We start from the raw sequence: 15,118 nt of genomic DNA, 5'->3' as shown, positions 1-15,118 counted from the left end.
TCAGTCCTCCTCCTCGCGGGGCACGTTGCCGGCGTGGCCCTGCTTCCAGTAGCCGCGCACCGAGACGCGCTCGGCGTCGAGACGGGACCGCAGATGGGTACGCAATTCGCGCATCTCGCCGGTCTCGCCGGCACCCCAGGCGAAGCTCTCCGGCCCGAACGGCAGCCCGGCAACCGTCGTGACCAGGGTCGTCGCGTCCGGCAGCCAGGTGACCTCGGCGTCGCCGGGCAGCCCCCTCGGGGAGGCGCCGAGCGCGATCACCCGGATCGGGACGCCGGCCGGCAGCTCCTCGAGGAAGCGCTCCAGGGCGGGCAGCCCGGTCTCGTCGGCGACCAGCAGGTAGTCGCTGCAGAAGTCGGGGTAGATCTGGGTGCCGCGCGGCCCGAGCACGCCGATCTCGGCGCCGGGCACGGCGTCGATCGCCCAGCGGCCGGCCGGGCCGTGCGAGTGCAGCACGAAGTCGAGGGCCAGCTCCTTGGCGACCGGGTCGAACCGGCGGACCGTGTAGTCGCGCATGTCGGGGCGCGGGCCGCCGGGCGGGGGCAGCTCGGCCCTGCCGGTGGCCGGGTCGGGCGGGACCAGCTTGATGTGGTCGGTCGCGCCGAGCGGGCTGAACGGGAAGTCGGCCTCGAGGTCGTCACCGCCCAGCCAGATGCGCCGCATGGTGGGGCTCAGCTCCTCGACGCGGGTCACCCGCAGCACCCGGCGGCGCGGGGTGCGGGGCTCGCGGCGAATCAGACCACGGTCCTCAAATGGTTTTGCCACAAAACTATGCTGTCATAGTGTGATGCGCGATCGCAAGGAAAGCGACCTGCCCGACCGCCTGGTCCGGCTGGTCCAGGGCACCGGCCGGGCCCTGGTGCAGGCCGCCCGCCGGGCCGGGCAGGTGCCGGCGTTACCGGAGTCACAGGTGGCGGTGCTGCGCCGGCTGTCGCACGCGGGCGGCCGCACCCCCGCCCAGCTCGCCGACGACCTGCACCTGGCCCGCCCGACGATCAGCAACGTGGTGCGCGACCTGACCGAGGGCGGGCTGGTCTCCCGGCAGCCGTCGCCGGTCGACGGCCGGTCGGTGCTGCTGGTGCCGACCGCACGGGCCGAGGGGATGCTCGACGCGTTCCGGCAGGGCCGGGCCGAGGTGATGGCCCGGGCGGTGGCCGAGCTGCCGGCCGAGGACCGGGAGCGGATCACCGCGGCCCTGCCGTCGCTGGCGCTACTGCTCGACCGCATCCGCGCGCAGGCCTGAGCCGGCGGCCGGACCGGCGGCCGGACCGGCGGCCGGGCGGCGGGTCAGCACCTGCGGGCCCGACTCGGTGATGGCGATCGTGTGCTCGGAGTGGGCGGTGCGCGACCCGTCGGCCGAGCGGATCGTCCAGCCGTCCGGGTCGAACTTGATCTTGTCGGTGGAGCGGCAGAACCACGGCTCGATCGCGATGGTCAGGCCCGGGTCGAGCTTCATGCCGCGGCCGGCCCGGCCGCTGTTGCCGACGTGCGGCGACTCGTGCATGGTGCGGCCGATGCCGTGCCCGCCGAACTCGCCGTTGACGCCGTAGCCGTACTCGTGGGCGACCGCGCCGATCGCGGCCGAGACGTCGCCGAGGCGGCCGCCGGGCTGGGCGGCGGCGATGCCGGCCTCCAGCGCGACCTCGGTGCACTCGATCAGCTTGAGGTCGGCCGGGTCCGGGGTGCCGACCACGAACGACAGCGCCGAGTCGGCGACCCAGCCGCCGATGCCGAGCGCCATGTCGATGCTGACCAGGTCACCGTCGCGCAGGACGTAGTCGGTCGGCAGGCCGTGCAGCACCGCGTCGTTGACCGACAGGCAGAGCACGTTGCGGAACGGCCCACGGCCGAACGAGGGGGCGTAGTCCCAGTAGCAGGACTCGGCGCCGCGCTCCTTGATCCGCCCACGGGCGTGCCGCTCGATGTCCATCAGGTTGACCCCGACCGCGGCGACGCCGCGCAGCTCGGCGAGCAGCTCACCGACGAACTGGCCGGCCACCGCCATCCGGCCGATCTCCTCGGCCGACTTGAGCTCGATCACCACGTTCCCCTTCCACCACACCGGTATTTTTATACCGGTATTTTTATACCACAGCCACCTGCGGCCGCCCCGGAGGGATATCCTGCTGCCATGGTTCGCCAACCGCTCACCGTTGAACAGATCGCCGCCGGCCAGCGCCTCGGCGCCGCTCTGCGAGTCGCGCGCGGCAGCCGAAGCCTCGCCGAGGTGGCCCTGGCCGCCGGCATCTCCCCCGAAACGCTACGCAAGATCGAAGCAGGCCGCCTGCCCGCCCCAGCCTTCGGCACGGTGGTAGGCCTGAGCCGAGCCTTGGAGATCCCCTTGAGCGACCTGGCCGACATCTGGCTGGCCGACACCGCGATCCGCCAGGCCTCCTAAGGCCGCGCCTGCGCAGGCTGGGCGATCGGGAACTTCACGCCGGTGAGGTCTTCGGAGACTGACCACAGTCGCTGCTGGATCGCCACCTCGTATGACTGCGGGCTTGATGTCACCAGGCGGGGGTGGCCTTTGACCTCGAAGCGGCCGCCGGGGCCGTAGTACTGGCCGCCCAGCGCGGCGGGGTCGGTGGCCGCACGCAAGGTTGGCAGGGCGCCCATTGCCGGGGTCTGGGTGATCAGCGGGGACAGCCAGGTCAGTGGGAGGCGGAGAGCGGCGGGGCTGTTGCGGGCCAGCTCGGTGCTGGACATGCCGGGGTGTGCGGCCAAGGCCGCGGTGGTGCCGTGGGTGGACAGGCGGCGTTGCAGCTCGTAGGTGAACATCAAGTTGGCCAGCTTCGACTGGCCGTAGGCCGCCGCTCGGCCGTATGAGTGCTCCCACTGCAGGTCGTCGAAGTGGATGGCGGCTCGGATGCGGTGGCCGGTGCTGCTTACCGTCACCACCCGGGAGTTGGGGAGCGGGAGCATCAGGTCGAGCAGCAGGCCCGTCAGGGCGAAGTGGCCCAGGTGGTTGGTGCCGAACTGCATCTCGAAGCCGTCCCGGGTGGTCTGCTTCGGGGTGTACATCACGCCGGCGTTGTTGATCAGCAGGTCGAGGCGGTCGAAGCGGGAGCGCAGGGCGGCCGCGGCCGCCCGGACCGAATCCAGTGAGGTCAGGTCGAGGGCCTGCACCGTCACGTTGCCGGGCATGGTGGCCGCGGCCTGCTTGCCCTTCTCGGCGTTGCGCACGGCCAGCACCACCGACGCGCCGCGCTCGGCCAGCGCCTTGGCGGTCTCGTAGCCCAAGCCGGTGTTGGCGCCGGTCACCACGGCCACCCGGCCGCGCTGGTCGGGAATGTCGGTCGTCGTCCACGTCTCGCTCATGTCGGGCTCCCCACTAACGTACCGAAGGTATCTTGTGGAAAGAACGGTAAAGTACTTCCGGTACGTTGTCAACGTACCGGCGGTACCTAAGTTAGGGTGGTGATCGTGACGTTTCAGCGGGCGCGGACCGAAGAGCAGCGGGAGATTCGGCGGCGGGCCATCCTCGACATGGCCTCGGCGATGCTCGACGAGATGCCGGTCGCCGCGGTCACCCTCAACGAGCTCAGCCGGCGGGTCGGGCTGGCGAAGCCGAACGTGCTGCGCTACTTCGAGTCCCGCGAAGCGGTGCTGCTCGAGCTGCTGGACCACTTCCTGCAGGAGTGGCTGGTCGAGCTGGCCGGTGAGCTCGCCGCCGGCGTCGACGAGAGCCGGCCGATGGCCGAGCGGGCGACCGCGGTGGCGGAGATCCTCAGCCGCTCACTCTCCGACCGAGTCGTGCTCTGCGATCTGTTCGGCGCGCAGGGCAGCGTCCTGGAGCACAACGTCTCCGTCGAGGTGGTCGCCCGCTACAAGCGCGCCTCCCTGGAGCGCCTGAGCACGATGACCACCACGATCCGGAAATACCTGCCGGAGCTGGGCGAGAGCGCCACGCTGTTCAGCCTCCAGACCATGGTCATGGCCGGCGCGCTCTCGGCCTACAGCACGCCGCCGCCCAGCCTGCAGGCCGCTTACGAGGCCGAGCCCGACCTGGCCCACTTCCGCCTGGAGCTGAAGGACTCGCTCAAGCTGGCCCTGACCGCGACCCTGCTGGGCGTGCTCCCCCGCTAAGCGACCGCGGCGACCAGGCGGCGGCAACGCTCCGGATCCTCGGTCAGGCCGGCGGTCAGGCCCCACAGCCAGTAGTCGACCGCCCGGAAGAAGACCCAGTCGCGGGCATGGTCCCGGTCGAGATCGGCGGCCCGGACCACCTCGTCGAAGTGGCCGGCGATGTTCGTCATCTCGTCCAGCCTGGTCCAGAGGATCCGGCCGAGGTCGTAGGCGATGTCGCCGCGCATCAGGACCGGGTCGACGACGAGCCAGGGCTCCCGGCGGCCGCGCAGCACCTGCGCCGAGTGCAGGTCGCCGTCGACGGCGAGGCCGGACGTGGTGCGGGACAGCCGGGAGCCGATGTCGAGGGCGTGCCGGAGGATCGCCCGGTCGAACGGCCGGTCCGGCCGCTCCATGGCCGCCATCCGCCGGGCCACGACGGTGGCGGTGCTCGGCACGCCGGCCGGGGCGGGGACGGCCAGCCGGCGCATCGTCCGGCCCAGGACGTGCATCGCCTCGGCGACCGGCACGTCGGCCAGCGAACCGCCCAGCCGTTCCAGGAGCATCGCCCCGGCGTCCGCCTCGATCAGGGCGACGGTGCCGCGGCCGGCCCAGAAGCGCAGCGCGGCGACCTGGTCGGTCACCTCCGGACCGGGCGGGCTCAGCCGCAGGACGTAGTCGTCGCCGTCGCGGGTGACCGGGACGACCAGGGCGTTGGAGCCGTGCATCGCCTCGCCGGCGACGGTCAGGTGCCAGGCCGAGCACTGCGCGCGGACCAGGCCGGGCAGCGCGTCGAGCCACTGCGAACCGTCCCGCCACCAGCGCGGCATGTCCTTGAAGGACTGCGGGATCACGGCCGGCCCAGATGCTGCTGGAGGGCGGAAAGGGGGCCGTCCCAGTCGCGGGACAGGGCGGCCAGGAACTGCTGGGCGACCTTCATCGGGGCCGAGTCCACCCGGTAGCGGACCCGGCGCCGCTCCCCCGGCTCGGCCACCACCAGGCCCGCCTCGGACAGCAGGGCGAGGTGCTTGGCGATGGCCTGCCGGGTGATCGGCAGCCGGTCGGCGAGGTCGGTCGCGGTGGCGGGACCGCCGGCGGCCAGCGACGCCAGGATCGAGCGGCGGCTCGGGTCGGCCAGGGCGGCGAAGACCTCCTCGGCGACCGCCTCCGGATCGTCAGTGGTCATCGAGGTACGTGACCAGCTCACCCAGCTCGCTGGTCCAGCCGCCGGTGTTGCCGCCGAACGCCACCTTGTGCAGGTCGTCGGGAAGTTGTGCGAATCCGCTCTCCACCATGGTCAGCGTAGTGCCGTCGCCGGCCGGCTCCAGCGTGAACTCGACGTAGGTGCGGCGCGGGTCCTCGGCGGGCAGGCCGTAGAGCGACCACGTGTAGCCGAAGATGTGCGGCTCCTCCAGGCGCTCGATCGTGAGCGTGGCGGTGTCGCCGCTGGTCCAGGCCAGTTTGGCGGTGCCGCCGACGCGCAGGTCGACCTCGGCGCTGTTGCCGAACCAGGTGCCGAGGCCCTCGGCGGTGGTCAGCGCCTGCCACACCCGCACGGGCGGGTGGGCCAGCTGGAGGGTGCGCTCGATGCGATCAGGAAAGCCCATGACGTCTCCTCAGTAGCAACCAGTTGGTTGCTACTGAAGTTATCGCAACCAAATGGTTGCGTCAAGAAAGGAAGAACCGCCAGATCGTGGTCGTGGCGTCCATCGCCATCGACGGCGGGTCCAGGTGCAACAGGCGGGAGGCGATCGGGCCCGGGCCGTCCGAGCCGGGCCACTGATGACCGGCGTCGGCCACCGCGATCAGCTCGACCGTGCGGCCGCCGGGGCATTGCGCGAGCGTCGTGGTCAGGTAGCCGGTCGTGGTCACGGTCGGCGCGGGGCAGCCGTCGACCTTGCGCCAGGTGGCGTTCAGGGCTTCGACGCCGGGGCCGTCGATCTTCACCGGGAGCCCGCCGGTGCCACCGTTGTCGCGGCGGCCCTGACCCCCGGCGTACGGAATCGTGTAATCGCTCTTGCCGTGGATCTGCAGGACGGAGAGCGGGCGCGGCGCCAGGCACGGGTTGATCATCGTGCCGGCCACCGGGGCGATCGCCGCGAAGAGCGTGGTCTCGCAGGCCAGGCGGTAGGTGAGCAGGGCGCCGTTGGAGATGCCGGTGGCGAACACCCGGGCCGGATCGATCGGGGACGCCCGGCTGACCTCGGCGACCATCTCCTTGATGAAGCCGACGTCGTCGATCTGATCGCGGGCGGCCACGCCGCAGCAGTCGGGCGAGGCGTTCCAGGTGCGCCGGATGCCGTCCGGGAAGACGGCCACGAAGCCGCCCTTGGTGGCGGCGGCGTCCCACTCGTACGACTTCTCGGCCTGCCGGCCGGTGCCGGCCGCGCCGTGCAGGACCACCACCAGCGGCGCCGGCGTTCCGGCCGGGAGCGGCGGGCGGAAGACCCGGTACGTCCGGTCGAGCGTGCCCACCTTGATCGTGTGCTCGGAGAGGCCGGTCGGGCCGGATCGCGGCTTGTCCGGGCTGGAACAGGCGGCGAGTAGCAGGAGAAGCGGGAGGAGCAGAGCCAGCCGTCGCATCCCGCCATCCTCCACTTCGGTCGTTCGAAAACCGTAAGCGAGCGGTCAGAAGGGGGCAAGGGTGATCCTTGCCCCCAACCGCTTACTTACAGGACTTGGTCAGATGGATCAGCTCCCAGCCGCCCTCGGGTACGTCGTCGGCCGGGTCGGTCCGCAGGTTCATCGGGTTGGCCATGCCCAGGTAGAGGCCGGTGCCGTCGACGATCATGTTGCGGATGCCGTAGTTGAGATAGTTGCCCATGCCGGTCTTGGTGATCGCGGTGGCCGGCTGCTCGGGGTCGGCGAACATCCACAGGTCGCCGCCGTACCCGGCCGGGTCGGGCGCGGCCACGTTCGCCATGCTCGTCGCCTTCTCCTGGGCCAGGGTCGGGGCGCCGGTCTTACCGCCGTCGATGATGTCCTGGACGATGTACGACCAGTCCATCGTGCCGACGAACAGCTTGCCGTCGGTCACCGTCATCCGCCAGGTGTAGTTGTTGTACGGGTTGTCGAAACCGGACTTGCCGAACAGCGGCGTGTAGTTCGTCGGCTGCACCGCCCACGCCTTGGTCACCGGGTCGTAGGCGGGCAGCTGGCTCGTCCCGTACACCAGCTCGATCTTTTGATCCGCCGTTCCGAGGTTCTTGCCGCGGAAGATCGCGGTGGCCCGCTGGGTGTTCTTGACCTGCGCCTGGGCCGCTTCGTCGGTGTCCTGCGGGTAGACCTTCTGGTGCACCTTGGTGGACTTCATCGGCACGTGCATCGAGCCCCACCAGAGGTAGCCGCCGTAGGAGGCGACGCCGCCCATGCCGTAGGTGGCCGCGATGACCTTGTCCGGCTCGTACTTGCGGGCGTTCCACACCTGGGTCCAGCCGGCCGCGTCGTCGGTGGTGAGACCGGGCGCGCCGTCGGCCAGCAGCGGGCTGATCCAGACGCCGGCCATCTTGTCGGCGGACGCGACCGAGCCCTCGGCCGGCCACGATGTCGCGGCGATCCGGCCGTCATAAGCGGTCAGGTCGGCCGCCTGCACCGGCAGCGACGCCACCGTGTCGAAGGTGAACGGGCTCTTGGCCGAGCCGGTCCAGCGCAGCACGGCACCGCCGCTCATCCCGTTCACGCCGACGCCGACGCCCAGGTAGAGGGCGTTGTCGTACTGCAGGAAGGTGCGCACGTTGCCGTACTGGGTGAAGGTGTTCGAGCCCAGGTAGCGGTGCGACCGCGCGTCGAACGCGAAGATGTTCACGTAGCCCTCGGCGGTCGGGCCGGCCAGCAGGACGCTGTCCTTGAAGGCGCCGGCCGCGCGCAGGCCGATGGTGTGGTCGAGGCGGTACTTGTCGTCGGCCGACCGCTTGGTGATCTCGGCCGATTTGTTGGTGTTCCGCCGGCTCCGCGAGTCGTAGAGCCACACCTGCGGCGGGCGCACGTCGCCGATCTCCGGCGGGATGGCCGAGTCGGTCTTGGCGACCTGGCTCTCGCCGTACTCGCAGACGTAGTCGGCGTTGAGCACCGGGTCGATCACGTCCAGGGTCGCGCCGCTGGTCAGGCAGTTGTTGTTGGTGCCGGTGCCGAACCAGATGTCGGTGCCGACCTTGGTCAGGCCCCACACGTACGCCTGATTGACCTTGGATTGACCGGTGGCGCAGGGCGGGCCGGCCGGGTAGGGCAGGCCGATCCCGGCGAAGCATTCGTCCGGCACCGCCTTGGCGAGGAGCTTGTAGTCGTACGTATCGGTGGTCGTCGCGGCGGCGGCCGGGCCGGCCCCCGCCACGACGAGCATGAGGGCGGCGGCCAACGCGGGAAGTCTCATGGCCGGTTCTCCTTTATTTCATTGCGGGGGTACGGACTCGGTGCGCGACGCGATCGGCCCAGTCGGCCGGGTCGTCGAACTGCAGGAACTCGCCGAGGCTGGTGAGCTGCCCGACCGGATCGAGCAGCAGATCCTCGTACGCCATGGTCAGCAGGTGTGACGGCTTGGCGTCGTCGATGGCCTGCTGGGCCTGGCTGCTCATGAACGCGCACAGGTGCACGTAGCGGCTCGGGTCCTCGCCGCGGGCCTTCAGCAGCTCGGGCGTGATCCGGCCGGGCAGGTAGGGGGCGAGCTCGTCGGGGACCTCCTGGTCCGGGCGCACCCGGAACGGGTCGATCCCCCAGCGGCTCAGCGCCTCCACCCGCAGCTGCACCAGCTGGAACGAGGGGTGCCTACTCATCGAGCGGGCCGAGTCGGCCCAGTTGCGATCGAGGTAGACGATCCGCGCGTCCGGGTAGTTGGCCAGCAGGAACGGCGCTACCTGGCTGGATCCGCCGGAGCGTTCCACCCAGCGACGCCGGCCGAGCGTGGTGGCGAGCAGATCGAGGAAGGCTTGATGCTGGGCTGAGACGCTCTGCCGCGGGAACGCTTTCACGTGGCCGGCAAGCGAATGGAACAATCCATCCGGGTCGTCGGTCAGCTTGGCCAGGGTGATGCCGAGGATGCGCGGCATGTTCTCCTCGTTGCCGGCCCACTCGCCGGTCGACGGGTAGCGCACCTCCTTCGGCGGCAACCCGATCCGGAAGAGGGTGGAGATCTCCTCCTTGGGACTGGCCAGCACGTCCCAGTACTCGGCGCCGGTGAGGATCTCCATGCTCCGCGACCACGGCGCCATGGTCATGAAGAACTCCTGCGCCGACAGCGTGTCCGGCTCCTCGTGGATGAGGTCGGACAGCAGCGTCGAACCGCAGCGGCCGTTGCTGATGATGATCGAACGGTCAAGCATGGGAACCTCCACGTAGCCAGGTCGTGATCGCGGCCCGGACGTCCTCCGGCTGATCGATGAGCAGCGAATGCTTCTGGCCGGCGAAGACGCGCAACGCGGCCTGCGGCAACAGGCGCTGCGTCTCGGGGGCCATCTCGACGACGTGCGACCGGTCGCCGTAGAGACACAGCACCGGGCAGGTGATCGCTTCGAGGCGGGCGCGGGCCGGCAGCCGGCTGGCCGGCAGCTCCTCGCGCAGGCTGGTCTCGGCGAGCAGGCGGGCCGCGTCCTGGGCGCGCTGGGCACCGCGGGCGCCGCGCCGGGCGCCGACCGCGACCAGGGCGCGCGGCCGGGCGACCGCGTTGGCCAGGTCGCTGAGCCGGCTCGTGAGCCGGGCGAACCAGACCGGGGTGGGCGGGCTCGACTCGACCGAGACGATCCCGGCGACCTTCTCCGGGTGCCGCGCGGCGTAGGCGAACGCGACGGTCCCGCCGAACGAGTTGCCCATGATCGTCACTTTTTCGCGGCCGGCGAGCAAAGCATCAAGATCATCGACGAAATCGTCCAGCGCGTAGCCCAGCGCCGGCCGCTGACTGCGGCCGTGCCCGCGCAGGTCCAGCAGCAGCACCCGGTAACCGAGCTCGACCAGCGGATACGCCATCGTGAAATACCAGCTGGCCATCGAGTCGGTGGCCAGGCCGTGCAGCAGCACCACGGTCGGCGGATCCGCCACCCCGGTCGGCGTCAGCTCCTGCACGTGCAGGTCGATGTCGTTGACCCGGACCGTGGTCATGGCCGGCCGTCCGCCCGGTTCATCGACAGCACGATGTGGTCGACGAGCTGACCGACCCGCAGTTCACGCACCGAGTCGACGTCCAGGCTCGCCACGAACTGGGCCAGGTTCACGCCGGCGCCGTAGCGGGCTTGCAACCGGCCGGCCAGTGCGACCACGTCGATGCTCTCCATCCCCAGGTCGTCCCGGAACGTGCTGTCGGGGGAGATCGGCATGTCGGCACCGAAGTCGCCGAGCACCGCCTGCAGGATCCGGTTGACCTCGGCCGTGACCGAGGGGGTGTCGACGGGAATCACGGATAACTCCTTCATGTCACGGGCCCGGTTTCCGGGCCCCAGGTCCAGGCGACGACGTAGCGGCGGGACGGCAGGTCGGGCGGATTGCCCACCTCGCGGTGGGCGACTTGATAGGTACGGCCGTTGGCCGCGACCGTCAGGCCGTGCGGCCCGTGCGCGGTGATCACGAAATCCCGGGGCCGGCCGCCGAACCCGGTGCCCTCGGCCTTGGCGACGGCCTCCTTGGCCGCCCAGAAACGGGTGAACCACCGGTCGCGGTCGCCGAGCTCGGCCAGCAGGTCCTGCTCACCGGGGGTCAGGGCGAACCGCACGGTCGATTCCTCGACCGGCTTCACCTCGGCGACGTCGATGCCGACGCCGCCCTCCTGCGCTTTTTCGGTGTACGGGCGGGCAATGGCGACCCCGATGTCCGCGCTGTGCGCCAGCGACACGTCACACTCGACGAGCCCCTTGCCCGGTCGCACCGCGACCCGCGGCCGGCCGTTCGGCTCGTTGGTGACGGTCAGCTCGATCGGGAAGACGTCGCGGTGCCCGGCCGCCCACTGCCGGAAGCGGACCGCGTCCTTCACCGCGATCCGGCCCAGCAGCCACGACTTGCGGCCGGCCGGGGGCTTCCGCTCGTACTCCAGGGCGCCGGCCGCGCCGAGGATGCCGCGCGCCGCCATCCCCCGGGTGACCAGGTCGGTCCAGTAGTCGTAGGCGAGCGTCCAGCCCTCCGGCTGCGGCTCCGACATGTGGTAGCGGGACGGGAACCGCTCGGCCGGCCGGGCGGTCGGGTGACTGTCGAACCGGCGGTCCACCACGCCGTCGATCTGCGCCCACAAGCGGCCGTCCACCACCAGCTGGCAGTTGCCGACGATCTGCTCGTGGTCGACCGTGCTGATCCGGCAGACACACTCGACGACCGTGCCGGCCGCGGGGTGCGGGCCGTAGAAGCTGACCTTGCCCAGCCGCACCGGCAGCGCCACCGTACGGGTCGCCTGGGTGGTGAGGATCCAGTTGCCGATCAGCTGGAGCGCGTTGTCCAGCAGCGCGCCCTTGGCGGCCGGGGTGACGACCTGGCCGCGGACGTGCATGTCACCGACCGCGTGCACGGCGCTGACCCCCTGGAACTGCGGGCCGTGGAACATCAGCCGCTCGTCGTACATCGTCTTCGCGTCGACGGTGGCCGGGCGTTCGGTGGCCGGGTCGTGCGACCACAACGCCTGCGGCGGATTCGGGTACGCCGGGGCCAGCTCCACCACCGACCGGGCGTAGCCGCCGAACACGACGGTGGCCTCCCCCGCGCCGTCATGCTTCACGGTGGTCTCGACGGTCTGCGCGGGGGCCGCGATCAGCCAGCGGTTGAAGCGGGCATCCCGGATCGCCACCGCCCTGTGCCCGGGGGCGGCCGCCTCGGCCGCGTCCATCATGTGCTGAGCGACGGTGGTGGCCGGCACGACCGGCCAGCGGTCGTCGACGACCGGCCAGTCCGGCGGCTGCGCATAGAAGCAGTGATCCAGCAGGTACGGCATCTCCTCCATCGACACCCGCAGGCTCGACCGGTGGACGCCGGCCGAGGGCGGCGGGACCGGCGCCGGGTGCGCACCGTTCCCGCTCCCGTTGCCGTTGCCGTTGCCGTTCCGCGGCGGCGGTGCGCCGCCGTTTCCGTTGCGCCGCGCGGGTGGCGCGGCCGGGCGGGCGGTGGCCGACAGCATGGTCACCGCGTCGGTCGCGGTCTCCTGCAGCAGGGCGGCCAGTTCGGCGGCGGCGGTCGAGTGCTCCGCCAGTTCCTTCAGCGCGCCGAGCGCCGCCGCCGTGTCGGCCGGCCGGTTTCCCGCCGGCGGCCGATTACCCGCCGCCGGCCGGGCGCCCAGGGATGGCTGCGGCATCGCGGCCGGTGGGCTTACCGGTCGCGGGGCCGGAGCCGGGCGGCCGACGGCCGGCGGCGGGGTCACGGCGGGGGGCCGCGCCGTGGGCGCCGGGGGGACGACGCCGCCCCGCGTAGCGACGCCGTCCCGTCTTGGGGTGAGAAGCTGGTCCGCGCCGGCACCCAGGGTGAGCTGCGGGCCGCCGAGGTCGAGGCGGACCGCCGGACCGCGGGCCGCGCCCGGCGCGACCACGGTGGATCCGAACGGCGCCGGGGACTCTTCGAGCAGGCTGAAGTCGGGTTCGGCGCCCTCCACCCAGAGGGCGGCGGCGACCCGGCGGAGCTGGGCCACGCCGTCGCGGCGGGACACGTTGACCGGCATCGCCAGGTGGTCCCGGCCCTGCAGGTTGTCGGCGATCAGCGAGGCCAGCTGGCCCGCGCCGACCTGCAGGAACACCCGGAAACCGGCGTCGTGCATGGCGGCCACCGTCTCCCGGTAGCGGACCGGGGTGACCATGTGCCGGACGAACACCTCGGCGACCTTCTCGGGGTCGGCCGGGAACGGCGCGGCCAGCGTCGCCGACCAGACCGGCACCCGGCTCCCGGTGATCTGCCAGCGGCCGAGGGCCTCGCCGATGGCACGCAGGCCGGGCTCGAAGACCGGGGTGTGGAACGCCGACCGGAACGGCAGCGCCTGGCACATGATCCGGCGGCCGCGGAGATCCTCGACGAGCTTGTCGATCTGCTCGGCCGGTCCGTTCACGACGGTCTGCGCGGGCGCGTTGTCGTGCGAAAGAACAACCCCGGGATAAGCCTCCAGCAGCGGTACGACGTCGTCGACGCCCGCCCCGACGGCGGCGAACGCGTACCCGGACACCTCGACCGCGTCCACGTCGAACGCGTGCAGGAACTCGCCGACCGCGGCCGTGTTCATCAGGCCGCTGACCCGGGCCGCGGTCCATTCGCCGAGACTGTGACCGGCGTACGCATCAGGAAGGATCTTGATCTTTCGCAGTGCCTCGTCGAGGAGGACGCCGCTCTCGACCAGGCCGGTGCCGTGCTGCCCGAGGTCGGCGGCCGACCATTCGCGGTCGGGCAGGCCGAACAGCGCGGCCACGTCGGCGGTGCGCGGCGCGAATTCGGCCTCGACGCCGGGGAAGACGAACGCGATCTTGCTTTTTTCGTCGGCCAACATCGGCTCGGTGGTGAACCAGACGTCCCGGCCGCCGCGCCACGGCTCGCCGCGCTCGACGATCTTGCGGGCGGCCTTGATCCGCGCGGGCGTGGGATCGGCGATGGCGAGCCGGCACATCCCGCTGCCCATCGGGCCTGGATTGTCGAGGAGTTTCAGCAGCTCGGCGGGGGTTTCGGCGGCCAGCCGCAAGACCCGGTCCGGCTTACTCGTCGTGACCGGGCGGGTCGGCGTCACCCACTGTTCGAGGATGACGTGGGCGTTGATGCCGCCGAAACCGAACGCGTTGACCCCGGCCCGGCGCGGACCGGCGCTCTCCCACTGCCGCGCCGCGCCGATCGGCTCGAAGCGGGTCGCGGCCATCTCGGCGCGCGGGTTGTCCACGTGCAGGGTGGGCAGCTGGACGCCGTGGTGCACGGCGAGCGCCGCCTTGATCAGCCCGGCGATCCCGGCGGCCGGCATCGCGTGCCCGATCATCGACTTCACCGAGCCGATCACCGCCCGCTCGCCGCCGCCGAGCGGGCCGAACACCTCGGCGACCGAGGTCAGCTCGGCCGCGTCACCGGTCGGGGTGGCGGTGCCGTGCGCTTCGAGCAGACCCAGCGCATCCTCGGCCCGCGGGTCGAGGCCGGCCGCCGCCCACGCCCGGCGAAGGGCCAGGACCTGGCCGGAGGTGGCCGGGTTGAACATGCTGGCCGAGCGGCCGTCGCTGGAGACGCCGGTACCGCGAATGATCGCGTAGATCCGGTCGCCGTCCCGCTCCGCGTCCTCGAGTCGCTTGAGGACCACCGCGCCGGTGCCCTCGCCGATCAGCAGCCCGTCCGCGTCCGCGTCGAACGGCCGGATCCGGCCCTGCCGGCTCAGCGCCTTGAGCTGGCTGAACACCGACCAGAAGCTGATGTCGTGCACGTGGTGCACACCGCCGGCCAGGACCGCGTCGAGCTTGCCGGCGGCGAGCTCGCTGATCCCCTGGTCCACCGCGAGCAGCGACGAGGCACAGGCAGCATCGATCGTGTACGCCGGACCGCGCAGGTTGAGCCGGTTCGCCACCCGGGAGGCGGCCAGGTTGGGGACCAGGCCGATCGTCCCCTCCGGGTGGAACTCCCCCAGCTGGTCGTCGAAGCGGGACCGGACCCGCTCGATCTGCTCGTCGGTCAGCTCCGGCAGCAACTCGCGCAGCACCTGCAGCATCTGGGTGGGCAGCCGGACCCGCTGGGCGTGCCGGGCCTGGCCGGGGCTGAGCGTGCCGCCGCGGCCGACGATCACGCCGATCCGGTCGGCGTCCGGCATCCGGTCGTAGCCGCCGGCGTCCTCGATCGCGGCCGTCGCCACGTCCAGCATGAGCAGTTGGTCCGGTTCGATGTCGTCGACCGAGTTCGGCATGATGCCGTACTTGAGCGGCTGGAACGTAGCGAACTCGTCGACCGTCCCGCCCCGGTTGCAGTAGAGCCGGTCCGGCCGGTGCGACAACGCCGGGTCGTAGTGCGGGCCACCCCACCGGTGCGACGACACCTCGGTGATCGCGTCCCGGCCCTCGACCAGGTTGCGCCAGTAGGTGCCGAGGTCGCCGGCGCCGGGCAGGATCGCGGCCATCCCGACGATCGCGGTCGGCTGCTGGGTTTTCTGCAC

General features: G+C 71.6%; 15 protein-coding genes. 3 read left to right on the top strand and 12 right to left on the bottom strand.

Translation table 11 applies throughout. From position 1 onward, the window contains the following. Complete coding sequence (locus tag Adu01nite_RS09895) at positions 1–765, bottom strand: siderophore-interacting protein (protein WP_203726278.1); 765 nt, start codon at positions 763–765, stop codon at positions 1–3. Positions 766–787: 22 nt separating this feature from the next. Between Adu01nite_RS09895 and Adu01nite_RS09890 the strand changes: the two genes are divergently transcribed. After that, positions 788–1,243, top strand: a complete 456-nt coding sequence (locus Adu01nite_RS09890; RefSeq protein ID WP_203726277.1) for a MarR family winged helix-turn-helix transcriptional regulator — start codon at positions 788–790, stop codon at positions 1,241–1,243. Here Adu01nite_RS09890 and map read toward each other — a convergent pair. Further along, positions 1,211–2,041 (bottom strand): type I methionyl aminopeptidase, encoded by an 831-nt coding sequence (map, locus tag Adu01nite_RS09885; protein WP_203726629.1) that lies wholly within the window; start codon positions 2,039–2,041, stop codon positions 1,211–1,213. The genes Adu01nite_RS09890 and map overlap by 33 nt on opposite strands. Positions 2,042–2,131: 90 nt before the next feature. On the opposite strand from map, the gene Adu01nite_RS09880 reads away from it, so the two are divergent. Continuing rightward, positions 2,132–2,398, top strand: a complete 267-nt coding sequence (locus Adu01nite_RS09880; protein WP_203726276.1) for a helix-turn-helix domain-containing protein — start codon at positions 2,132–2,134, stop codon at positions 2,396–2,398. On the opposite strand, the gene Adu01nite_RS09875 is transcribed toward Adu01nite_RS09880, so the two are convergent. Continuing rightward, entirely contained in the window at positions 2,395–3,318 is a 924-nt protein-coding gene (locus Adu01nite_RS09875; RefSeq protein WP_203726275.1) for an SDR family NAD(P)-dependent oxidoreductase, read from the bottom strand. The genes Adu01nite_RS09880 and Adu01nite_RS09875 overlap by 4 nt on opposite strands. Before the next feature lie 105 nt (positions 3,319–3,423). Here Adu01nite_RS09875 and Adu01nite_RS09870 point away from each other — a divergent pair, with 105 nt between their 5' ends. Beyond that, positions 3,424–4,086 (top strand): TetR/AcrR family transcriptional regulator, encoded by a 663-nt coding sequence (locus Adu01nite_RS09870; protein WP_203726274.1) that lies wholly within the window; start codon positions 3,424–3,426, stop codon positions 4,084–4,086. On the opposite strand, the gene Adu01nite_RS09865 is transcribed toward Adu01nite_RS09870, so the two are convergent. The 9 genes from Adu01nite_RS09865 to Adu01nite_RS09825 all read right to left on the bottom strand — a co-directional run bounded on the left by Adu01nite_RS09865 (position 4,083) and on the right by Adu01nite_RS09825 (position 15,118). Further along, positions 4,083–4,919, bottom strand: coding sequence for an aminoglycoside phosphotransferase family protein (locus Adu01nite_RS09865; protein WP_203726273.1), 837 nt, complete (start codon positions 4,917–4,919; stop codon positions 4,083–4,085). The two genes, Adu01nite_RS09870 and Adu01nite_RS09865, sit on opposite strands and share 4 nt — an antisense overlap. Then, on the bottom strand, positions 4,916–5,251 hold the full coding sequence (locus Adu01nite_RS09860) for an ArsR/SmtB family transcription factor (RefSeq protein WP_203726272.1): 336 nt from the start codon (positions 5,249–5,251) through the stop codon (positions 4,916–4,918). Before Adu01nite_RS09860 ends, Adu01nite_RS09865 begins: the two co-directional genes overlap by 4 nt. Further along, complete coding sequence (locus tag Adu01nite_RS09855) at positions 5,241–5,672, bottom strand: SRPBCC domain-containing protein (RefSeq protein ID WP_203726271.1); 432 nt, start codon at positions 5,670–5,672, stop codon at positions 5,241–5,243. The genes Adu01nite_RS09860 and Adu01nite_RS09855 overlap by 11 nt, the downstream gene beginning before the upstream one ends. 61 nt (positions 5,673–5,733) lie before the next feature. Continuing rightward, positions 5,734–6,648, bottom strand: coding sequence for a CE1 family esterase (locus tag Adu01nite_RS09850; protein ID WP_203726270.1), 915 nt, complete (start codon positions 6,646–6,648; stop codon positions 5,734–5,736). A gap of 82 nt (positions 6,649–6,730) precedes the next feature. Continuing rightward, positions 6,731–8,434, bottom strand: coding sequence for a hypothetical protein (locus Adu01nite_RS09845; RefSeq protein WP_203726269.1), 1,704 nt, complete (start codon positions 8,432–8,434; stop codon positions 6,731–6,733). Between the two features lie 13 nt (positions 8,435–8,447). Then, complete coding sequence (locus tag Adu01nite_RS09840; RefSeq protein ID WP_239132271.1) at positions 8,448–9,380, bottom strand: sulfotransferase family protein; 933 nt, start codon at positions 9,378–9,380, stop codon at positions 8,448–8,450. After that, positions 9,373–10,152 carry an alpha/beta fold hydrolase gene (locus Adu01nite_RS09835; protein ID WP_203726267.1) on the bottom strand — a complete coding sequence of 260 codons (780 nt, stop codon included), beginning with the start codon at positions 10,150–10,152 and terminating at the stop codon, positions 9,373–9,375. Before Adu01nite_RS09835 ends, Adu01nite_RS09840 begins: the two co-directional genes overlap by 8 nt. Further along, on the bottom strand, positions 10,149–10,448 hold the full coding sequence (locus tag Adu01nite_RS09830) for an acyl carrier protein (RefSeq protein WP_203726266.1): 300 nt from the start codon (positions 10,446–10,448) through the stop codon (positions 10,149–10,151). The genes Adu01nite_RS09835 and Adu01nite_RS09830 overlap by 4 nt, the downstream gene beginning before the upstream one ends. Before the next feature lie 11 nt (positions 10,449–10,459). After that, complete coding sequence (locus Adu01nite_RS09825; protein ID WP_203726265.1) at positions 10,460–15,118, bottom strand: type I polyketide synthase; 4,659 nt, start codon at positions 15,116–15,118, stop codon at positions 10,460–10,462.

It is taken from the genome of Paractinoplanes durhamensis, assembly GCF_016862175.1.
Classification (GTDB): Bacteria; Actinomycetota; Actinomycetes; order Mycobacteriales; family Micromonosporaceae; genus Actinoplanes; species Actinoplanes durhamensis.
The sequence above is the reverse complement of the archived record's forward strand: the minus strand, read 5'-3'. Positions and strand labels throughout refer to the sequence as shown.